At 38.9% G+C, this 22,811-nt stretch carries 20 protein-coding genes; 10 read left to right on the plus strand and 10 right to left on the minus strand.

Translation table 11 applies throughout. The annotated features are described in order from the left end of the window. Window positions 1-83 precede the first annotated feature (83 nt). Both AAAT26_RS09075 and AAAT26_RS09080 read right to left on the minus strand, forming a co-directional pair. Window positions 84-1,013, minus strand: a complete 930-nt coding sequence (locus AAAT26_RS09075; RefSeq protein ID WP_349209109.1) for a ParB/RepB/Spo0J family partition protein — start codon at window positions 1,011-1,013, stop codon at window positions 84-86. Window positions 1,014-1,161: 148 nt separating this feature from the next. Continuing rightward, on the minus strand, window positions 1,162-1,932 hold the full coding sequence (locus tag AAAT26_RS09080; protein WP_287525929.1) for a ParA family protein: 771 nt from the start codon (window positions 1,930-1,932) through the stop codon (window positions 1,162-1,164). Window positions 1,933-2,732: 800 nt separating this feature from the next. Between AAAT26_RS09080 and AAAT26_RS09085 the strand changes: the two genes are divergently transcribed. From AAAT26_RS09085 to AAAT26_RS09095, 3 genes are read left to right on the plus strand one after another with little or no spacing between them, the layout of a single operon-like run. After that, window positions 2,733-3,500 (plus strand): methionine synthase, encoded by a 768-nt coding sequence (locus AAAT26_RS09085; RefSeq protein ID WP_287525927.1) that lies wholly within the window; start codon window positions 2,733-2,735, stop codon window positions 3,498-3,500. Window positions 3,501-3,548: 48 nt separating this feature from the next. Next, window positions 3,549-5,984: a homocysteine S-methyltransferase family protein gene (locus AAAT26_RS09090; RefSeq protein WP_349209110.1), complete on the plus strand. Its 2,436-nt coding sequence runs from the start codon at window positions 3,549-3,551 to the stop codon at window positions 5,982-5,984. A gap of 21 nt (window positions 5,985-6,005) precedes the next feature. Further along, a complete protein-coding gene (locus tag AAAT26_RS09095) occupies window positions 6,006-6,863 on the plus strand; it encodes a methylenetetrahydrofolate reductase (protein ID WP_349209140.1) in 858 nt (285 codons plus the stop codon). Window positions 6,864-7,168: 305 nt separating this feature from the next. Here AAAT26_RS09095 and rsmG read toward each other — a convergent pair whose 3' ends face one another. From rsmG to rpmH, 8 genes are all read right to left on the minus strand, one after another. Then, window positions 7,169-7,921 (minus strand): 16S rRNA (guanine(527)-N(7))-methyltransferase RsmG, encoded by a 753-nt coding sequence (gene rsmG / locus AAAT26_RS09100; protein WP_349209111.1) that lies wholly within the window; start codon window positions 7,919-7,921, stop codon window positions 7,169-7,171. A 124-nt stretch (window positions 7,922-8,045) separates the two neighbouring features. Beyond that, window positions 8,046-9,917 (minus strand): tRNA uridine-5-carboxymethylaminomethyl(34) synthesis enzyme MnmG, encoded by a 1,872-nt coding sequence (gene mnmG / locus AAAT26_RS09105; protein ID WP_349209112.1) that lies wholly within the window; start codon window positions 9,915-9,917, stop codon window positions 8,046-8,048. Window positions 9,918-10,104: 187 nt separating this feature from the next. Beyond that, a complete protein-coding gene (gene mnmE, locus AAAT26_RS09110) occupies window positions 10,105-11,490 on the minus strand; it encodes a tRNA uridine-5-carboxymethylaminomethyl(34) synthesis GTPase MnmE (protein ID WP_349209113.1) in 1,386 nt (461 codons plus the stop codon). A 181-nt stretch (window positions 11,491-11,671) separates the two neighbouring features. Further along, complete coding sequence (gene jag, locus AAAT26_RS09115; protein WP_349209114.1) at window positions 11,672-12,469, minus strand: RNA-binding cell elongation regulator Jag/EloR; 798 nt, start codon at window positions 12,467-12,469, stop codon at window positions 11,672-11,674. A gap of 9 nt (window positions 12,470-12,478) precedes the next feature. Beyond that, the gene (locus tag AAAT26_RS09120) at window positions 12,479-13,144 is read right to left on the minus strand and encodes a YidC/Oxa1 family membrane protein insertase (RefSeq protein ID WP_004692948.1); all 666 of its coding nucleotides are present in this window, start codon (window positions 13,142-13,144) and stop codon (window positions 12,479-12,481) included. A 168-nt stretch (window positions 13,145-13,312) separates the two neighbouring features. After that, window positions 13,313-13,534 (minus strand): membrane protein insertion efficiency factor YidD, encoded by a 222-nt coding sequence (gene yidD, locus AAAT26_RS09125; RefSeq protein ID WP_012865047.1) that lies wholly within the window; start codon window positions 13,532-13,534, stop codon window positions 13,313-13,315. 48 nt (window positions 13,535-13,582) lie between these two features. Continuing rightward, window positions 13,583-13,942: a ribonuclease P protein component gene (gene rnpA, locus AAAT26_RS09130; protein WP_004692947.1), complete on the minus strand. Its 360-nt coding sequence runs from the start codon at window positions 13,940-13,942 to the stop codon at window positions 13,583-13,585. A gap of 79 nt (window positions 13,943-14,021) precedes the next feature. Beyond that, window positions 14,022-14,156, minus strand: a complete 135-nt coding sequence (gene rpmH, locus AAAT26_RS09135; RefSeq protein WP_004692946.1) for a 50S ribosomal protein L34 — start codon at window positions 14,154-14,156, stop codon at window positions 14,022-14,024. 1,058 nt (window positions 14,157-15,214) lie between these two features. On the opposite strand from rpmH, the gene dnaA reads away from it, so the two are divergent. The 7 genes from dnaA (at window position 15,215) to gyrB (ending at window position 22,804) form a co-directional block, all read left to right on the plus strand. Beyond that, window positions 15,215-16,789: a chromosomal replication initiator protein DnaA gene (gene dnaA, locus AAAT26_RS09140; protein WP_012863613.1), complete on the plus strand. Its 1,575-nt coding sequence runs from the start codon at window positions 15,215-15,217 to the stop codon at window positions 16,787-16,789. 410 nt (window positions 16,790-17,199) lie between these two features. Further along, window positions 17,200-18,312: a DNA polymerase III subunit beta gene (dnaN, locus tag AAAT26_RS09145; RefSeq protein ID WP_349209115.1), complete on the plus strand. Its 1,113-nt coding sequence runs from the start codon at window positions 17,200-17,202 to the stop codon at window positions 18,310-18,312. A gap of 24 nt (window positions 18,313-18,336) precedes the next feature. Continuing rightward, a complete protein-coding gene (locus AAAT26_RS09150) occupies window positions 18,337-18,570 on the plus strand; it encodes an RNA-binding S4 domain-containing protein (RefSeq protein ID WP_105087308.1) in 234 nt (77 codons plus the stop codon). 3 nt (window positions 18,571-18,573) lie between these two features. Next, entirely contained in the window at window positions 18,574-19,674 is a 1,101-nt protein-coding gene (gene recF / locus AAAT26_RS09155) for a DNA replication/repair protein RecF (RefSeq protein ID WP_349209116.1), read from the plus strand. Beyond that, window positions 19,661-20,563 carry a DciA family protein gene (locus AAAT26_RS09160; protein WP_349209117.1) on the plus strand — a complete coding sequence of 301 codons (903 nt, stop codon included), beginning with the start codon at window positions 19,661-19,663 and terminating at the stop codon, window positions 20,561-20,563. Before recF ends, AAAT26_RS09160 begins: the two co-directional genes overlap by 14 nt. A 13-nt stretch (window positions 20,564-20,576) precedes the next feature. Then, a complete protein-coding gene (locus AAAT26_RS09165) occupies window positions 20,577-20,825 on the plus strand; it encodes a DUF370 domain-containing protein (protein WP_004692940.1) in 249 nt (82 codons plus the stop codon). 77 nt (window positions 20,826-20,902) lie between these two features. Next, entirely contained in the window at window positions 20,903-22,804 is a 1,902-nt protein-coding gene (gene gyrB, locus AAAT26_RS09170) for a DNA topoisomerase (ATP-hydrolyzing) subunit B (RefSeq protein WP_119563106.1), read from the plus strand. The last annotated feature ends 7 nt before the right edge of the window (window positions 22,805-22,811 follow it).

The following is a 22,811-nucleotide window of genomic DNA, read 5'->3' on the forward strand; positions in this document are numbered from 1 at the left end:
TTGCTTTTGCTTTTGCTTTTGCTTTTGCTTTTGCTTTTGCTTTTGCTTTTGCTTTTGCTTTTGCTTTTGCTTTTGCTAGCCAATTATACTCTAAACTCTATTGTTTCCGCACCTTCTGTTTGATCTTGCCCATCCATATATGCAATAAGTCTTTCTAATTCAGCTTCAGAGGAAAAAGCAATTTCAATTTTCCCTTGTACTTTTTTACCTGCACGGAATTTAATATTCACAGGGGACCCTAAACTTAATTTTAAACGATCCATTAAAGCACGAACTTCTGCCGTATTTTGAGGTTTACCAGCCTTTGCTTTAGATGATTTATTTTGCATAGACTTAACAAGGATCTCGACCTGTCTAGCGCTTAATTCACCCTCTTTAATACGTTCAGCTGCTTCCATTTGTTGAGCTGCACTTCTTAAAGCTAATAATGGACGAGCTTGACCAACCGTCAAATCACCTTCGATTAAATCCTTTTGTACAGAATCACATAATTTTAAAAGACGAACCATATTAGCAATATATGAACGGCTACGGCCAAGACGAGCAGAAATCATTTCTTGCGTTTGCTTATAGGTATCCATCAAACCTTGGTAGGCCAACGCTTCTTCAATTGGATCTAGCCCTTCACGTTGTAAGTTTTCTACAAGAGCAACCTCTGTCATTTCTTCTGTACTATATTTTTTAACAATAACTGGTACTGTTTTCAATCCAGCAATCATAGCAGCACGATAACGGCGCTCACCAGCCACAATTTGATATTTATTTTTTTGTTTACGAACCACAATAGGTTGAAAAATACCAAGATTCTTGATTGATTCGGCCAATGTAGCTAGACTATCATCATCAAAACTTTTACGTGGTTGATCTACATTTGGAACTAACTCAGAAATCGGCAGTTCATGTATCTCCTTTTCAGGCAATACAGAATCTACAGAGTCAACCTTCATTAAATTCTCAAGGCCCTTCCCCAATCCGGACGCTTTGCTTTTCTTGCTTTTAATTTCTCTTGGCATGCAACTAACCTCTCTCGACCTTACAAATATTTACCAATTATAAATAAGTAAATTTCTTAAACTATCAAAGAACCAATTTATTTAACATTTGATGCCTACTTATCACCAGATGCTTACTTAACTTTAAATACTAGTTCAGTTTTAGTACTTATTTAGCTTTGGATGCTTTAATTACCTCTTTAGCTAATTTCGTATATACATCAGCACCTTTGGATTTTGGATCATATACAATAATTGGCTCCCCATAACTAGGTGCCTCACTTAAACGTACATTACGAGGAATAATTGTTTTATATACTTTATTACCAAAGAATTTTTTTACTTCATCGGCTACTTGAATAGATAAATTTGTACGACCATCAAACATAGTCAATAATACGCCTTCAATTTCAAGATCTTTATTGGATGTTTGTTGTACAATTGTTATCGTTTTAACTAATTGACTAACCCCTTCCAATGCGTAAAATTCGCTTTGAATCGGAATCAATACACTATCAGCAGCAGTAAAAGCATTTAATGTTAATAACCCGAGAGATGGAGGACAATCTATAACGATAAAATCATATTTATCTCGTACTGACGCCAATGCTTTTTTCAACATTGTTTCACGTGAAACAACGGAAACTAATTCTACTTCAGCACCAGCTAGTTGAATTGTTGCAGGCGCCACAAATAGGTTTTCAAGCATTGTAGGTTGTACAATATCAGCAATTGGTTCTCCATCAATCAGAACATCATGTACACATAGCTCTAAATCATCTTTTTCAATACCCAACCCAGAACTAGCATTACCTTGTGGATCCAAATCAACCAGTAGCACCGTCTTGCCTGCATCAGCTAAACAAGCACTCAAATTTACTGATGTTGTAGTTTTACCAACACCACCTTTTTGATTAGTAATAGCTATAACTTTGCCCACTTAATTCACCTCACAGCTTCGTTCAAAATATTTCTTTTTCATTATAACATAAAACGATGCGAATTACGGTATTTATAAATCAAATTCTTTATAATTATATATTTACGATATTATTTTTACTTACACTAATAAAGCTTATAGATAAATAGCTTTATCAATATGGTTGCAATACAAATTTTTATTGTTTCACGTGAAACATTTAAGAATTAAAGTCTAACGTAAAACATTAAATTATAAAATCAATAAAAATTTTTACAGTAAAAAAATTATTACCTTAATATAAATCTATACCAACAGATAAAAATATACAAAAATATTTTATATCATTTTTCTATTTATAGAACAACCCTATTAACGAGAGGTATAAAGTAATCATTCTTTGATCGGTAACATTATATATAACAATAATATACGAAATGTAATATACTAATTTAATACTATACTCTTATATGCGTTTAACAACATATAATCAGATCATATTTAACAAATTGTTTCACGTGAAACATTAAAGTTAACATTAAATGCATAAAAACTTTATCGTCAATAACTTTTATGTCTAAAAAAGCATTTTGATATAACTTCAAACTATATCTATATACTACTAAATTATATGAGAATACAGGTCCTATATACTTTGACAGGTATTATCCATATCTATATACTATTAGTTAGATAGTAATTAGATTAATAATCTTAAGAGTCTAGAAAAATTACTTTATAAGATTTATATACAATTGATAACAGTAAGCACATGCTCTACGGACACGCAGAGCTTTTTATTTTGAAGAGGAGGCGTTTCCATGCCCATCTATAACGGAATGCTTCCTGCCATCGATAAAGCAGAAGTAAAACGATACGCAGGACTTCGTCACGCTGAGGATTTCCCACAAAATTATGTTGACGAAGCATGTAAGGAAATCCAATTATTGGCTACACCTAAGGGTGTATATCAAGAATATGATTACGATGCAGAAACAAAGACTATTTTAAGTAATCCACCCCTAAAAATTGAAGGGTCTATTATCGAAAAACACTTAGAAAAATCTACTAAGGTATACGTGTTAGGCGTAACAGTAGGTGAAGATGTAGAAATTCGTAGTGAGCAGTTATTTAAACAAGGTAACTATACGGTGGGTTTATTACTTGATGCAGCTGCTACAACTGCAGTAGAGCAGGTAGCTGATCAGGTAAACGAAGTAATCAATACGATTGCTAAAAAACAGGGGTATAAGCCAACATGGCGTTTTAGTCCTGGTTATGGCAATTGGCCACTAGAGATTCAACCTGAATTAGCTAAAATTATTAAAACCGAGCTAATCGGTTTACAAGTTACAGAGAATTATTTATTGTTCCCACGTAAATCTGTAACAGCTATTATTGGTTTAATGCCTGCAAATGAAGATATTAAAACAAAACGAGGCTGTACATCTTGTTCACAACAAGACTGTGCTTCTCGTAAATTACCAGAAAAAGCAACAGTTAGCGACCAAGATAGGGGAGAAGAGGATAGTAGTAAAACTACTGCCGATATTTCTGGCATCGCTATGAAAGGTCAGCCAACAGAGTGATGTTTCACGTGAAACATTTTAATTTTAGGATGTTAAAGGAAGATGTTTATGTATATATTTGACGGTGCTATGGGCACAATGCTGCAAGCTGCAGGCTTAGAAGAGGGCTATTGTCCAGAGCTGTTTAACGTAGAAAGACCAGAAGTAGTAAAGAATATTCACGCTCAATACTTACAACATGGCAGTGATGTAATTACAACAAATACGTTCGGCGCTTGTGGGCTTAAACTAGAAGATTATGACTTACAAGATCGTGTAAGAGAAATTAATATTGCTGCTGTAAAAGTTGCAAAAGAGGCTATTGCAGAGGTTAAACCATCTGCTCGTGTAGCTGGCTCTATGGGTCCTACAGGTCGTTTCTTACAACCTTTAGGCAATATGAGCTTTGATGCTATTTACGACACATACCGCGAGCAAGCCGAAGCATTAATCGAAGCTGGTGTTGATTTCATCATCATTGAAACTATTATTGACGTACAAGAAATGCGTGCCGCTTTATTAGCATCTTTAGATGCGCGCGAAGCAGCAGGCAAAACGAAAGAAGATGTACAAATCATTTGCCAATTTTCTTTCAGTGAAGATGGTCGTACTATTACTGGTACACCGCCAGCTGTAGCAACTTCAATTGTTGAAGCTATGGGTGCTGATATCATCGGTATTAACTGTTCTCTTGGACCTGAGCAAATCACACCGCTAATCGAAGAGATTGCCAGCGTTACAAACTTACCAATCAGCTGTCAACCAAATGCCGGTATGCCACAACTGATTAATAAACAAACTGTATTCCCACTTACAGCAGAAGAAATGGGACCATTGATGCTCGATATCGTTGATGCAGGCGCTAGTTATGTTGGTGGTTGCTGCGGTACGACACCAGCTCATATCCAATCTATTTCCAATGCTGTAAAAGCACATACACCTAAAGAGCGTGCTCATATCGAACCTAAAACAATTATTACAAGCCGTACTAGATTGTTAGAATTAGGGCACAATACAAAACCGCTTATCATTGGTGAACGTATTAACCCAACAGGTCGTAAAGTTCTCGCTCAAGAATTGCGCGACGGCTCTTTCATTCGTGTAAAGCGCGATGCCTTAGATCAAGTAGAGGCGGGGGCAGACATCCTCGACGTAAACATGGGCGTAGCTGGCATGGATCAAACTCCATTGATGGAACGAGCAATCTTTGAATTATCCATGCTCGTTGAAACTCCATTGTCTATCGATACATTGGACCCAGCAGCTATGGAAATAGCTCTTAAAAACTACCCAGGCCGTGCGCTTATTAACTCCGTAAATGGGGAGGAGGAGTCTATCACTCATGTTATGCCTTTAGCAAAACGTTACGGTGCAGCATTACTTTGCTTACCATTATCTAGTGGTGACCTTCCTGAAAAAGCAGAGGACCGCGTTGCGTTAGCTGAAAGCATCGTAAATCGCGCTTACGGCTATGGTCTTCAACCGCACGACTTATTACTCGACCCATTAGTGTTAACACTTGCCAGCGGTGAGGATAGTGCACGTCAAACATTGCGTACATTACAGTTATATAAAGAGAAGTTTGGCTTCCCAACAGTAATGGGCTTGTCTAATATCTCCTTTGGCATGCCTCAACGTCCATACTTAAACGGTCAATTTTTAACAATGGCCCTTGCATGTGGCTTAACAACACCGATTATGAATCCACTCAATTATCCAGCAAAAAAAGCATTTGTATCTAGTACTACCTTACTAGGCTGGGACCCAGGTTCTGCTGAATTTATTAAAGAATACGGCTATGAAGACGAAACGACTGCTCCTGGTAATTCTGCTCCTAAAGGGCCAGAGAAAAAATCCTTCGATAGCAATGATCCGTTAGCGAATATCCGTACTTGCGTAGAGCAAGGGGAGAAGGAAGCCATCGTTGAGCTTGTCAAAAAAGCCTTAGCTGACGGCATAGATCCATTAGATCTTACGAAAAAAGGTTTATCTGAAGCGATGAACGTAGTAGGGGATAAGTTTGGCTCTGGTAAATTATTCTTACCACAAGTAATGCTTGCTGCTGAAACAATGCAAGCTGCTTTCAACACCATTAAAGAAATTATTCCTGCTAGTGAAAGCTTAGATAAAGGCACCGTTGTCGTGGCTACAGTTAAAGGCGACATTCATGATTTAGGTAAAAATATCGTAGCGGCATTACTTGAAAACAATGGCTACAAAATCATCGACCTTGGTAAGGACGTTGACCCAGAAGTTATCGTACAAGCCATTAAAGATAACAAAGCCGCTCTAGTAGGTATTTGTTCCTTGATGACCACAACAATGCCACAAATAGACAATACCATCGCTGCTATCCGTGCAGCAGGCCTTAAAACCAAGGTCATGGTTGGCGGCGCCGTAGTATCTCAAGACTACGCAGACCAAGCGGGCGCAGATATCTACGCTAAGGACGGCATCGCTGCTGTTAACCACGCTAACGACTTTTTTGAAACACTAGAAAAATAATTTATAGTAACGAGGTACATGATGACATTAAGAGAAAAACATCAACAAGGGCAGTTCACCATTACGGTTGAATTGGATCCTCCCAAAAGCAGTTCTGCGGAAAAGACCTTCGAACAAGCAGCCCGTTTAAAAGGGAAGGTGGATGCTATCAACATCGCTGATAGCCCTATGTCCAAAATGCGCATGAGCCCAATTTCTCTTTCTTATTTGTTACAGCATAACAAAGAGATTGAAACCATTTTCCACCTTACATGCCGCGACCGCAATATTATCGGTTTGCAATCTGAATTACTCGGTGCAGCAGCGTTGGGTGTGCATAATATTTTAACCCTCACTGGTGACAAACCAGATAACGGGGACCATCCATTTGCACAATCTGTATTTGAAGTCGACTGTATGGGACTACTCAATATCGCCAAGACATTAAATGCAGGCAAAGACCTTGCAGGTAATGACCTAGACTCACCTACAAACTTCTACATCGGTGCAACTGGTAATCCTAGTGCTCCAGATTTAGAGATTGAACGCCAAAAATTGGCTGCTAAAATTCAAAATGGCGCTCACTTTGTACAAACACAACCAATTTACGATTTAGAACAGGCAAAACGCTACATTGATAAAATGTCTGAATTCGATGTACCTATCATGCTCGGTTTGATTCCACTTAAAAGCTTTAAAATGGCCACATACCTCCACGAAAAAGTGCCTGGAATCAACCTTACTCAAGAAATATTGGACCGCATGGAAAAAGGTGGTAAAGAGGCTGGTACAGAAATCGCTATCGAAACACTTGAACAAATCAAGAAAATTGCAGCAGGCGTACATATTATGCCTTTAAATGATATCGATACAACGTTACATATTATTGACCACGTATAAGTCATTTTAATGTTTGCATAGAATACCTTTCCCACGGACTCCAAAGCGAGCTAAGTCGTCCTTAGGGAAAGGTATTCTATTTTCATTTAAACTAATTTATCCTATATCAAAATAACTCCTCCTTAAAATGTTGTTGTAAACGATATCATTTAATAGGTAGTGGGGAGGGGGATAGAAAACGAGCTAAGTCATTCCTAATGAAAAGGAAAGAGGATGCAAATATAAAATTTGCATCCTCTTTTTGTACTTGTTTTGTATTGTATTGCTAGTTTTATTAAGTTTCACACAGTATATACTAGTAAAAATCATACTAATGGTTTATCTTTGATTTCTTTTGGTTTCCGTGGGAATTGTTTTGGTGTTTTTCCCGTTTTCTTTATATATATGATTGCTCGTTTATCATCTAAGGTTGGCAGAGTAATGGTTCTTACTTCTTCGATAGTAGCTTTTAGTGTGCTAAGGGCTTTATTAGATTCTTTAACTTCTTCTTCGTATATAGCGCCTTTTAGAGCAACGACGTAGCCACCTTCTTTTACGTATGGCACAGTCCATTCTAAAAGAATCGGCAAGCGTGCCACGGCACGGCTCGTAGCAATATCAAAGCTTTCACGGTAATCTTGATGACTCAAATCCTCCGCACGTCCGTGTAAGGTAGTACAGTTCGTCAGTTTTAGTTTATCTATAACCGATTCCAAAAAGGTAAGCCGCTTTTTCAAAGAATCAAACAGGGTAACCTTGAGGCTACGGTCATAGATAGCCAATGGAATACCAGGGAAACCTGCACCGGTACCAACATCGATAATCGTCATGCCAGATTTGATAATTTCAGAATCATAACAGGAGAGGGAGTCAATCATATGCTTAACCACGACCTCTTTCATGTCTGTGATACCCGTTAAATTGAGATATTTATTTGTTTCAATCATATGCGCATAATACATGTAAAGGTCTTTGGCTTGCTCTTCCGTACAAGGCAAGCCAAAACGGCTCATTTGCTCCATCATGTACGAAACAAATTCAGACTGAGGTGCTATAGGCACATCGTATTTTTCTTTCATAAGTACTCCTAATGAATTGTCTAATATGTATAGGACAATAAGATTTGTAGGAAATATCTTTTAAAATCTGTAAGAAATATCTTCTAAAAAGTTCATATAAAATGCATGTTTTTACATGCTATTTTTATTTACTTCTGTTGTATTGTTCGAGTTGGATCAACAGAACAGATACGTCCGCAGGTGATACGCCAGAGATACGGCTTGCTTGGCCGATGGAGTGAGGACGAATTTTGTTGAGCTTTTGTTGAGCTTCAAGGGAAATACCCTTGATTTGTGTATAGTCCCATTCTTTTGGAAGAATTTTTTCTTCTAGTTTACGAACCTTATCGACTTGCTCCATTTGTTTTTTGATGTATCCTTCGTAGGTAATGGAAATGTCGACAGCCTCTTCTACATCAGGTGTATAGCGTTTCAAACCAAATGCATCAGCTACAATGGCGTAAGAGAGTTCATTACGTTTTACTAAATCATAAGCATGAATACCTGTTCTAATAGGTGCTGTACCTAAACCTTCAAGCAAAACTTGTGTTTCTTTAGACGGATTGACAGGTGTATTTCGTAATATATCCATTGCTTCTTCGATAGCAGCTTTCTTTGCTGTAAATTTGGCCCAACGATCGTCTTTTACAAGACCGATTTCACGGCCTTTTTCCGTAAGACGCATGTCTGCATTATCTTGACGAAGCAATAAGCGATATTCACTGCGGCTTGTCATCATGCGGTACGGTTCATTTGTACCTTTTGTTACAAGATCATCGATGAGAACACCGATGTACGCTTCAGAGCGAGCAAGGATGAACGGTTCTTTACCTTCAAGCCACAATGCTGCGTTAATACCAGCCATAAGACCTTGTGCAGCCGCTTCTTCATAGCCAGATGTACCATTGGCTTGACCCGCAGAGTAGAGACCTTCAATATGTTTCACTTGAAGGGCTGGTGTTAATTGTGTTGGATTCAAGCAATCGTATTCAATAGCATAGGCAGGGCGCATAATTTCAACATTCTCAAGGCCTGGGATGGTACGCAAGAACGCATATTGTACATCCATTGGAAGAGATGTACTCATACCTTGTACATACATTTCATTTGTACCCGTACCTTCTGGTTCTACGAATAATTGATGGCGTTCTTTATCAGCAAAGCGCACTACTTTATCTTCGATGGAAGGGCAGTAACGAGGGCCTACGCCTTCGATTTTGCCACTATACATAGGAGCGCGGTGAATATTGCTATGAATGATTTCGTGCGTTTCCTTGTTAGTATACGTCAACCAGCATACATCTTCATTACGGTTAATCCATTCATCCATAAAAGAAAATGCGTGATGATGTGCATCGCCTTCTTGAACTACCATATTATCGAGGTTTAAAGTACGTTTATCTACACGTGCTGGTGTACCCGTCTTAAAGCGCATCAATTCAACACCATTATCGAGCAAGGATTGAGAGAAATGTTCCGCTACGCGTTGGCCATTTGGACCGCCCACATAATCGATATCGCCGATGAGGATTTTACCTTTCAAATAGGTACCCGTACAAAGAATTATCGCCTTAGCGCCATAAAATTCACCAAGCTCTGTAACGATGCCTGTTACCTTGCCATCCTCAACCTTAAGCTCAGTCACCATGATTTGCTTAACATTGAGATTATCTGTATTCTCCAATGTTTGTTTCATCAAATGTTGATATTTAATCTTGTCGGATTGACAGCGCAAAGAATGAACGGCAGGTCCCTTACCCATATTGAGCATACGCATTTGGATAGCCGTAGCATCCGCATTAATACCCATTTGACCGCCTAATGCGTCAACTTCGTAAACAAGATGGCTTTTACCAGGACCACCCACGGCAGGGTTGCACGGCATAAGCGCAATATTATCTAAACTGATGGTCGCCATCAACGTGCGATGACCCATGCGAGCAGCGGCGAGGGCCGCCTCACAACCAGCATGACCACCACCGATGACGATGACATCATAATTATCTACTGTGTACATATCAATTGAATTCCTTATAATTATTACTTATTTGAAAGCTTAATTTATTTAAATCACGAGGCCGTAGGCCGAGTTCCCTCTATTCTCCATAGAGTGGCAATGAGGGCTTTCAAAAAACGACTTTGGCCCTATCCCGAAGGGATAGACCTGGCCAGTGGAGGCTTTTTGGAAGTACTCATTGTCATCATCACTTACCTAAACAAAATCTACTGAATAGTTCATCGATCATGGATTCTCTAATTGTATCGCCCGTGATGTCGCCTAGTAGTTCCCAAGCGCTACGCAGGTCGGTGGCCACAAAGTCTACAGGCATGCCCATGTCGATAGAGGAGAGGGCTTGTTCTACTTGAGCCTTCGCTTGTTCCATGAGGCTGATGTGGCGCACATTACTGATCATGGCGCTATTGTCTTGTTTAACACGACCGCCGTAGACGAGTTCTTGCACCCATTTGGAGAGAACCGCAGAGCCTTCGCCTTCTTTAGCACTGATTCGTTCGATAGCCGTGAAGGTTCCGTGTTCTTTAATATTTTCGTCTGTAACGACTTGAGCCACATCAGACTTATTAAGGAGTACGATGGTGTTCAAACCGCTGACAGAGGTCAAAATTTCGATTTCTTCAGGGGTTAAAGGAGTAGACCCGTCTATAACGCAGAGTACGATGTCCGCTTTGTTGATATAATCTCGAGCGCGCTCAACACCGAGGGCTTCCACCGTATCTTGTGTGTCGCGAATACCTGCTGTATCGATGAGGCGTAAAGAAATACCTTCTACGGTCATATATTCTTCAATACTGTCACGTGTCGTCCCCGGAATATCCGTTACGATAGCGCGGTTTTCACGCAAGAGAGCGTTCATCAAGCTCGATTTACCTGCATTTGGACGGCCTACAATAACCGTTGTAATACCATCACGAATTAAACGGCCTGTGTTTGCTGTAGACAACAATTCATCCATAGCTTTCAAAATAGGCTGCAACTGTTCGCGCACCTCTTGGCTCGTTACATCTTCGATATCCTCCTCAGGATAATCAATGGTTACCTCTAAATGAGCAATCATGGCGATGAGCTGCTCTCGCACATCTTTTACAAAGAACGAAACAGTTCCATCTAGCTGAGCCACAGCGAGGGAGAGGGAGTCCTCTGTTTTTGCTTCAATAATATCAATGATCGCCTCCGCCTGTGTGAGGTCGATACGTCCGTTCATAAAGGCACGCTTCGTAAATTCACCGGCATCAGCCATGCGCACATCGTGATTTACGAGCAATTTCAAGATTTGTCGAACTGGCACAATACCGCCGTGACACTGAATTTCTACCACATCTTCCGCCGTGTAAGAATGAGGGCCTTTCATTAATAACACAAGAACCTCGTCGATGGTCTTGTTCGTCGCTGGATCCACAATGGTCCCATATTGTATCGTTCTATTTTGGCGATCCATCAAAGGAACGGTGCCAGTGCTCTTGAACAGGCTATTTACAATAGGAAAACTATCCTTGCCGCTAACACGAATAATACCAACCCCACCGATGCCGGGCGGTGTCGCAATGGCCACTATTGTATCATCTATATACATACATATCTCCGTATTTCGATTATTATCTTTTATATGTTCTTCGCCTGTGAAAGTTAAACTAAACCAATCTTACCCGTGCGAAGATTAACTTAGGTTAGCTTTCACCATAACCTAAAGAATAAAGGGAACAGCCCTCAAGTAACGGAGAATACCAGCTACTTGAAAGCTGCACCATTATATTTTATTTTTTGTACGAAATCACAACGTGGCGGAACGGTTCGTCCCCTTCGCTGTTCGTAACAATGTGTTTGTCCCCTTGAAGGGCGGTATGAATGATTTTGCGTTCAAAAGCATTCATCGGTTCTAAGGAAACCTTTTGACGGTTGCGTTTCACCTTAGAAGCCAAGCGTTTCGCAAGATTCACCAATGTTTCTTCTCGGCGAGAACGATAATTTTCCACATCTACCACGATATGGCAATGGCCAGATACATCCTTGTGAGCCACGAGATTTGTTAAGTATTGAATAGCATCCAATGTTTGACCATGTTTACCGATCAAAATACCTAGCTCTTCGCCGTGTACTTGGAATGTAATTTTATCTTTCGTCATCATTTTTTCGATAACTACAGTGAGGCCCATTTGCGTAAACATATCATCGAGGAATTGTTTACCTTTTTCAGCAATTTCTTGTTGATCTTCTTTTGAAAGTTCTTTTTTAGAAGGTTTTTCCGTTACAGTACTTTCAGAAGTTTCAACTGCTGTATCTTGTACTTCTATTTCGCTTGTTGCCACTGGTTCGGAAGCAATAGCTACAGATTGTTCTTCTGCGTTAGCTACTTCTTTTGCAGTAGCAGATTGAGCCAAAGCAGTGAAGAATAAGCGAACAACTGCTGGTTTACGACCAATGCCTAAAAATCCACTAGAAGGTTGTTCTAAGACTTTAGTTTCTACCAATTCTTGGCCTTCAGCGGCTAATTGAGCTACACCTTTAGCAATGGCATCTTCAATGGTTTTAGCAGATACATCGATAAATTCCATAATTGCCTCCTACTTAGCGTTCAAATTTTTGTAAATGAAATGCTGTTGAATCAATTGGAATACGTTAGAAACTACCCAGTAGATAACGAGACCAGATGGGAAGCTCAAAGAAATGTAACCAATGAATAAAGGCATAAAGATTGTCATAATCTTTTGTTGTTGCGCAGCTGCACCAGTTGCACCATTACTAGTTTGACGAGACATAACCCATGTGGATAATGCACTCAAAATAGGTAAGATATACATTGGATCTGGATCGCCAAGGCTAGGCAACCACAAGAATTGTACAAAGTTTGGATCGTATGGGTAATCTTTCAAAGCCCAGTAAATCGCGATCAAGAATGGCATTTGTACCAACAATGGCAAGCAACCAGCCAATGGGTTAACGCCCATTTCTTTGTACAATGCACCCATTTCCGCTTGCAGTTTTGCAGGATCGTTTTTGTATTTATCTTGCAATTGTTTCATGCGAGGCTGCAATTCTTGCATAGCCTTCATGGATTTGATTTGCTTAACAGTAAGTGGTGCCAAAATCGCTTTAATAACGATTGTTAAAAGGATAATAGCCACACCGTAGCTTGGATAACCTATCATTTGAGTCAATTGGAACGCATAAGTTACCAATGTGCTCATTAAATCAACGATAGGTTGGAAAATACCACTTAAAAAGTCCATTGTTTCTCCTTTTTCATACAGTCCGAAATCGTCCTTTGCGCATCTATATATCGTTATGGTATGGTCTAAATTTCATCCATACAGATGCTCAGGTATTTCCAAAACTGTGCTTGATGGTGATGGTGAAAGTTACTTTCACAGAACACATCCAGCCTAATCCCACGTGGGTTAGGGAACTGGATCGTAGCCACCCTTGTGGAAAGGATGACAGCGAAGAATGCGTTTTAAACCCATCCAGCTACCTTTCAAAGGACCATATTTTTCGATGGCCTGCAGAGTATATGTGGAACATGTCGGATAATAACGGCAACATCCAGGTTTTAAGGGAGATATGGCGAGCTGATAAAACCTAATTAAAAGTCGTAAAAGCATGGTTATACAGCGTTTCATGGAAACCTCCATATACACAAAAAGGACCAAAGCCTCTAACTTGTGGTCCTATTTATCATTTTGTATCAATAATTTGCTTTTTCGCAAGAGATACAAAATCTCCTTTTCCGCTTTTTCGTAGGTAGCGTTTTTCAGAGGGCCACGTCCAACAATTACGATATGATACCCTTCGCGAATGGCGTGCTGATTGAGGCGATATACCTCTTTCATCAGGCGTCTAGCTCGGTTGCGCTCCACTGCACAACCAACCTTTTTACCTGTTACAAAACCAATGCGCGTAGGTTGCTTTGCCACGGGCATACGATACAGTACACACATACGGCCTACTTCGTATTTTCCGTGCTTATACACAAGGCGATATTCATTATTGTGCGTCAGTCGTCTTGCTTTATCAAGGCAATAATCCATATGCATTGTCCTTAAGTCCTAAGAATAGAAAAACTTGGCAGCAGCGCCAAGTTTTTTCTCCTGCCTAACAGCTATTATATTATGCAGATAAGCGTTTTCTGCCTTTTGCACGTCTTCTTTTCAAAACGAGACGGCCACCAATAGTTTTCATGCGTTCACGGAAACCATGGGTACGTTTTCTCCAAAGAGTATTTGGTTGGTAAGTACGTTTCATTAGTAAAACACCTCCTCGTCATTCTGTATTGTTTTACTTATACCATAACAGGGTAATTATAGAGGTAAAACGTAAATTTGTCAATATAATAAAGGGGTTCTACTGTGAGTTCTTGTATTTCTGAAAATAATTCTACTACACATTTTATCCTGTAATTGATGTTACGTTTCCAGGGGGAGGAATATAGGGCTCCTTCATCGCTCCATACTCATCGTAAAGTCGCTCAAAAGGACCCTATATTCCCTCCCTAAGGCAACCCTAATGTCACCTTCAATACCACTACACGATGTAAACGTAACATCAATTTATCAACATATAAGAACTCACAATTTAAATCTTTTTATACTTTGGCAAATTTATGTTTTGATCTCTAGTTGAAGAGAGGGGAGGAATAGATGTGGTTTTCTCCCTCCATACTCATCGTAAGTCGGTCAAAAATCCACATCTATTCCTGCTCCTAAGACTCCCTTTTAGAAAAATCACTAGTTTGTCATTTTTATCTATCATTTATTTTTGATTATCTGAAGGTTGATGTTGTTATGTTCATCAATTACTTTTCCATCTATGTGTATAATAATCATAAAAATTATCTTATTGGAGGAGGGGAATGAAAACTACTTTTTGAGCGACTTGCGTTAGAATGGAGCGATAAAAGTAGTTTTCATTCCTCCCCCAAAAGTAATTGATGAACAAATGATAAGATAATTATTGATTTATTAACACATTTCCTTCAGATAATCAAAAGTTATCCACAGATTGAATGACAAATTACTTATTTTTTGGTACAATCATACTTGAAATTAGGGAAAATTATATATTTTTATAAGTTTTTGATGGATAACTTTCGAGGTTATCCACATTTTTTCTCTTTTAACCTATAAAAACTAAAAAGTCAGTAAATATCTGGTTAGAATAGGCTTTTATTTTTACTTATTCACAGGTTATACACAAGTTATTCACAGGAATAATAGGTTTTTCCACAGCTTTTATAATGGTTATACACATTATTCCTAAAGTTATACACATTTATCGCAATAGTTATTCACAAGAGGCACGTCATGCAATCATTTGATTTAAATAATATATGGGAACATATATTGCTTGAGGCGAAAAAGAATATGCAACATTTACCTGATGCATTGTATTTGCGCGTCACGTCATCGTTGATTCCCATGTCTCTCGAAAGTCATTCGATCCATATTGGGGTCATGCAAACATTTGTAAAAAACTTAATCGACCAGCAGCCGCAAATTAGCAAGGCTTTGCAGGATGCGATTACCACGGTCATCGGTTCCCATCGAGATATGGTGTTATTCGATTTTAATCAAGAGAGTATAGATACTAATTTTGTTGATGAAAGTCTCATCGATACGCCAGTTGTAGCACCTCCAATGCCTTTACCACCTATAGTAGAGGAAAAGGCTCATCAAGAGGAATTTTACACACCAGTCTATCAAGATCCTGTCTATATCGACCGCGCGCCAGCACCTGTGGATATTCCAGACGAACCAATGATAGCGACACCAAAGAAACCGACAGAAACAATGTCAACATTACAGTCTGATAATGTTCCTGTAGACTTGTCATTATCTAATCTCAATCCGGCGTACCGTTTTGATAACTACGTAACGGGCAACGCCAACCGCATTCCTTTTGGAGCTGCTCAAAATGTAGCTGAATTTCCAGGCGGCGACTACAATCCTCTCTTTATCTATGGTCCATCGGGCCTCGGCAAAACACATTTGATGCACGCCATCGGTAATGCTATCAAGGAAAATCATCCACATATGAAGGTCATGTCCATTACGAGCGAAAACTTTATGAATATTTTCGTCGAAACATTGCAGCGCAACCAAGGTAAATTATTCCGCAACACGTTTCGCAATATCGATGTTCTCATGATTGACGATATTCAGTTCCTTGAAAGCCGTGAAAGTACGAAAACTGAGCTATTTAATACGTTCAATGAATTATTAAATAACAACAAGCAAATCGTGCTTACCTCTGATACGATGCCAAACGATATGGAACAGTTCGAAGATCGTCTTCGCTCTCGTTTCCAAGCTGGTTACATTGCCACAATGGAAAATCCAGATTTAGAAACGCGCATCGCCATCTTCAGATCACTGCTCGAACGAGAATATAAAAAGAATCGCATTATTCGTATCGATAATGATTCAATTAACTACGTAGCATTGCAATTTAGCGAAAACGTCCGCGTGTTGCAAGGTGCTTTCACCAAACTCATCGGTACAGCGTCCATCGATCAACGTCTAGAATCTATTGACCTAGAATACACAAAACACGCCTTGGCGGGTCTCGTTCATACAGAAGAGGTAAATATAGTTAATATTGAAAGCATCCAAAATTTTGTAAGTTCCTATTTCAATATTAAAAAGCAAGACCTACTTGGCAAGAAACGAAAAGCCCAATTCGCATTTCCACGACAAATCGCCATGTATCTATGCCGCGATATGATCAATGAAAGCTATCCACAAATCGCAGCAGCTTTCTCTCGTGATCATACGACAATTCTCCATGCGTACGATAAAATAACGAAGGAAATTGAAAAAAACGAAGAAACTAAACGAATGGTTGCCGAAATTAAACAGAAATTAACAACCTGTGGATAACTCTGTGGATATATAGTGAATAACTTTGTGGATATCACAAAACTCGTACTTTGGTGTGAATATGTGGATAAGTGGGTACAAACTATTAACATAGTTATGCACAGCTCATAATTCACACAATTATTGGCGCCGATTCACTTTTACACATATAAACAGACCCCTACTATTACTACTACTAAAACTAAGAAACAATCAGAAAAACAGTAGAAACAGATCTATCGTAGAATATATATATAGCATCTACAATAGCAAACATAGAATATTACAAATAAAACAAGTAATTATTAGTGCTTCTACAATATATATAAATCGTAATCACAAACAATATATATATATTAGAAATAATATAGTAGTTAATAATAAAATCCAATTATACAAATTAATATAAAACTTTCAAAAAGGAGTAACATATGCATATTACATTCCCAAAAGCAAATCTCCAAAAAGCAATCAACGTATTGCAAAAGGTATCTCAAAATAAAACAAGTTCCAACTTACCAGGTGCTATTTACATAACTACAAAAAATGGTCAAGTAGAATTGCAAGGTAACGACTTTGAACTTGGTATCCGTTTAACAATTGACGGCGACATCAAAGAACCTGGTACTTTAGTAGTAGGTTCCCGTTATTTTCAAGAATTAATTCGTAAATTACCTGGCGATACTATCGAACTTTACAAACCAGAAGACGGAAATTCTTTGACAATCACATCTGGATCTTCCGAATTTAATCTTGTTACATTACACCCAGATGATTTCTCATTGGTTGAACAAATTCACGACCAAGATCATGTAAACATCGATAGCTTTGCTATGAAAGAACTCATCGATTTAACAAACTACGCAGCAGCTACTGATGAAGATCGTCCTGTATTTACGGGTGCTCTTCTTGAAATCAATGAAAACAAAGTCACTATGGTTGCTACCGATACACACCGTATGGCTGTTAAAAAAATTACCATCGATGAGCCAGCAACTACTCCAATGCGTGCTATCATTCCTACAAAAACGTTAGCTGAAGTATCTCGTTTATTACCAACAGATAATCCAGCAATGATCAATATCATTTGGAATCGTACACAAATCGTTTTTAATTTTGAATCTATTTATATTATTTCTCGCTTAATCGAAGGCACGTATCCTGAATATGAAAAGGTAATTCCTTCCCAATTCGATTCTAGCGCTGTAATCGACTGCCGCGAATTCGCTGGTGCTGTTGATCGCGTATCCTTATTGGCTAAAGACATCAGCTATAACGTAATTCGTTATGATTGGTCTGAAAGCAATGTCACATTGTCTACTCAAAATACTGAAATCGGTATGGCTAAAGAAGATGTAGCTGTTGAATTTAAAGGTACACCTTTTACAATCTCCTTCAATGGTCGTTACATCTCTGATATTTTGCGTCACAGCACAGGCGATAATATTCACTTGTTCTTAAAACAAAATGGTCCTGTTGTCATTCGCCAAGACAATAATCCGAACTATACATACGTAGTAACACCAGTTCGCACAAATGCTTGACCTTTATCACTTTAGGAGAACGTTATGAAAGAGCAACAGCAGGTACCCATTCATACGGAGTACATTCAAATTGATCAGTTGTTGAAGTTAGAAGGCATCATTGAAACAGGTGGTCAAATTAAATCTTTCATCGATGAAGGCATCCTTACCTTGAATGGTCAGGTCGTAACGGAAAAACGCAAGAAATGCCGCGTTGGTGATGTAATTTCTTGTGAAGGTCTCGATGTAGACCTCATAATTACACAAGAGGAGGCATAATCGGTGAGAATTGACTCACTGCAATTATTCCAGTTTCGTAATTATAAGGATGTACAGATACAGTTTAACCCTGAGATTATCGTTCTGCACGGCACCAATGGGGCTGGTAAGACGAATATCCTCGAATCGATTTATGTTGGTACGATTGGTAAAAGCCATCGTACTAACGATACATCGGATATGCTCATGTTTAATGCTGAAGAAGCAGGCATAGTTGTAAAATTCGAGAAAAAAGATACGCCTCAAAAGGTAAATATTAAATTATTCCGCCAAGGGGCCAAGGATATTCGTTTAAACGACACAAAAATATCTCAAAAAGAACTAATTGGTACATTAAATACAGTTATCTTTTGTCCTGAAGACTTACAGCTCATTAAGGGAACTCCGTCTGGTCGTAGGCGATTTCTCGATATGGAAATCTCTCAGACCAGCGCTACTTACTATCATCAATTGATGCAGTATAATCGGTTGTTACAGCAACGAAATGCAGTCCTAAAAGAATATAGGGGAAAGAATAATATTCCTCTTGAAGAATGGGATTTGCAGCTAGCAGATATGGCGAGCTTTATCGTAAAGAAACGATTAGAAAGCTTGAAAAAAATCAATCTGCTCATCGATTTGATGAATCGTAAATTGACGGGTGGACTCGAGAATTTAACTATCGGTTATGAACAGCCGTATATGGACACTGGTTCATTAGAATATACAAAGGAAGGCTTTTACGAACGCATCAAAGCAGCGTTGCCGCAAGATCGTCATCGTTTGAGCACTAGTGTAGGTCCTCATCGCGATGATTTAAGATTCTTTTCCGATGCTATGGATTTAAAGAAATTTGGATCGCAAGGTCAGCAACGAACCGCTGTATTGTCCTTAAAGTTGAGTGAACTTGAGTTTATCAAGTCAGAGGTAGGAGAATATCCAGTTCTTCTCTTGGATGATGTATTGAGCGAACTTGATGAGTCGAGACGAGTGAATTTATTGCAGTTTATTCATAAACGAATTCAAACATTTATTACCACTACAGATATTCACGATTTTAAAGATTTGAAATCCGTTCAATTTATTTCTTGTGAAGGGGGAAATGTTCAGTATGGACAGCCTTGATCTTTGTTTACCAAAGGCCTTAGCAGAACTGAATTTACTGGAACAATATAAATTAAATACCCTCGTTCACAAGTGGCGTGATGTAGTAGGCGATGTTATTGCTGATCATACGAAAATTGTGTCTATCAAGCCTCCAGACATGGTTATCAGTGCAGATAATTCCATGTGGATGCAGGAATTACAGATGCAAAAACGACGTATCATCGAGGCTATCAACAAGTATTACCGCCAAGAGGTAATTACCGATATTCGATTCATCATGAAACGTCAGAGCTATGTGAAAGTAGAAATTAATACGTCTCTAACGATTCCTGATGAACAGATTATTACAAAACGTATTAATTTTGCTAATATCGTGCTTTCAAAAGAAGATGTAGACGCCATCGATAAATCCTTAGAACAAACGGATAACGAAGAATTACGAGCTGCTTTCAGAAAAGTACAAATTACGGCTCGAAAGCGTGAAATATATTTAGAGCAGCATGGGTATCATCGTTGTAAACGATGTGGCATGCATATGAAATCTAAAAAGGAAATTTGTCCAACCTGTGAATATGAATTGCATCGGGCTCATATTAAGGAAATTAAAGCTGTTATTCGAAAGTATCCGTATTTTAAATATAGCGACTGCCAGCAATTTATACAGTGTAGTTTTTCAGACTTTGCAGAAGCGATGCGGGAATCCATATACTTTTACCTTGATAAGATTTATAAAGGATCTATCAATCGCCGTCATATGTTTATGGTGGCTATGCTTATCACCCACAAAAAGCCTGATGAGTTGACGGATCAGCACGTTATTAATTTGTGTAATAAATATCGGTCTAAGTTCCTTGCTGAAGAGGAGCAACGCAAAATCGATGCCCTTAATGGGACATTAGAAAAGTAGAGGGGGCATTCTTATGTATGTTCATATTGGAGATACCATTTCCGTGCCCATAGAATCCATTATTACGATGGTACATGCCAAGGGCGGAAAGTCCCATAAAAGTCCTATTCATCACTATGAAACTCTAGAATATATCGCCATGGTGCCAGAGGAGCAAATCAAGACCTATGTGGTCACAGATGACTGTGTGTATGGATCTGGTATCAGTATTAAGACTTTAATGAGACGGATTGATGAGTTTTATAGTATAATAAAGAGATAAAGTTTAATCCTGTACATGTTTTGTTACTTTATTTCAATCAAGTGCAGTATGATAGATTGTTAGGAGGAGTTTGTTTCATGCCTGAACAAAATTATGGCGCTCAGAATATTCAGGTTCTTGAGGGTCTAGACGCGGTGCGTAAACGCCCAGGGATGTATATTGGTAGTACGTCTGCTCGTGGTTTGCATCACCTCGTATACGAAGTTGTAGATAACTCTGTGGACGAAGCGCTTGCTGGTTATGCTACACATATCGAAGTATCCATCAATCCAGATAATAGTGTTACTGTTGTCGATGATGGTCGTGGTATTCCAACAGGGATGCATGAATCTGGTATGTCTGCGGTAGAGCTAGTATTAACGAAATTGCATGCCGGTGGTAAATTCGGTGGTGGTGGCTACAAGGTATCTGGTGGTCTTCACGGTGTAGGTATTTCCGTAGTTAATGCATTGAGTGAATGGACTAAGGTTCAAGTATCTCAAAATGGTATTGTCCAAGAGATTTCCTTTGCTCGTGGTCATAAAACTTCCGAGTTGCACGAAATTGGCAAGGCCGAAGGCACTGGTACTACAGTTATTTTCAAGCCAGATGCAGAAATCTTTGAAACTACCGTATTTAGCTTTGATACATTGAAAATGCGTTTACAAGAATTGGCATTCCTTAACAAAGGCCTTCGCATTACATTGAGCGATTTGCGCTTAGAGGAACCTCGTGTTGAAAGCTTCCACTATGAAGGTGGTTTGGTTTCTTTCATTACCTTCTTGAACGAAAATAAAGAAGCAATTAACCCAACTGTTATCAACATTGAAAATACAAAAGACGATGTTGTGGTAGATGTGGCATTGCAATATAACGATAGCTATAGCGAAAACTTGTTGTCCTTCGTAAATAACATCAATACTATTGACGGTGGTACACATCTATCTGGTTTCCGTGCTGCCTTGACTCGTACCCTCAATGATTATGGCCGTAAATCTGGTTTGATCAAGGAAAGTGAGTCTAATCTTTCCGGTGAAGACGTACGTGAAGGTTTGACAGCTGTCGTATCTGTAAAAGTGTTGGAACCTCAATTTGAGGGCCAAACAAAAACTAAACTTGGCAATAGTGAAGTAAAAGGTATTACAGACGTTATCGTTACAGAAGGTCTTAAAACATTCTTCGAAGAACATCCTCAAGATGCGAAGAAGATCATTGAAAAAGCAACGATGGCAAGCCGTGCTCGTGAGGCTGCTCGTAAAGCCCGCGACTTAACACGCCGTAAAAATGCGTTGGAAGTATCTAGCCTTCCTGGTAAATTGGCGGACTGCTCCGAAAAAGATACATCTATGACTGAAATTTATCTTGTGGAAGGTGATTCTGCGGGTGGTTCTGCAAAACAAGGTCGCGATCGTCGTTATCAAGCAATTTTGCCATTACGTGGTAAAATCCTCAACGTAGAAAAAGCACGCTTAGATAAGATTTTGGCTAATAACGAAATTCGCTCCATGATTACCGCTTTTGGTACAGGTATTGGCGATGAATTCGATATTACAAAATCCCGTTATAACAAGATTATCATCATGACAGATGCGGACGTTGATGGTGCTCATATCCGTACATTGTTATTAACATTCTTCTACCGCTATATGAGACAATTGATAGAAGATGGACATGTTTATATTGCTCAACCACCTTTGTATCAAATTAAGAAGGGTAAATCCCACTGGTATGTATACTCTGATGCAGAGTTGACTGCTAAACTTGATGAAGTAGGTCGCGATGGTACTACAATCCAACGTTACAAAGGTTTAGGTGAAATGAACCCTGAACAATTATGGGAAACTACAATGAACCCTGAAAATCGTACGATTTTACAAGTTAGTTTAGATGGAGCCATAGAAGCTGATAAAATCTTTACAGTCCTTATGGGTGATAAGGTAGAGCCTCGTCGTAAATTTATTGAAGATAACGCGAAATACGTGCGTAATCTAGATTTGTAAGAGGTGA

The sequence above is a fragment of the Veillonella parvula genome (assembly GCF_040094895.1).
Taxonomy (GTDB): domain Bacteria; phylum Bacillota; class Negativicutes; order Veillonellales; family Veillonellaceae; genus Veillonella; species Veillonella parvula_L.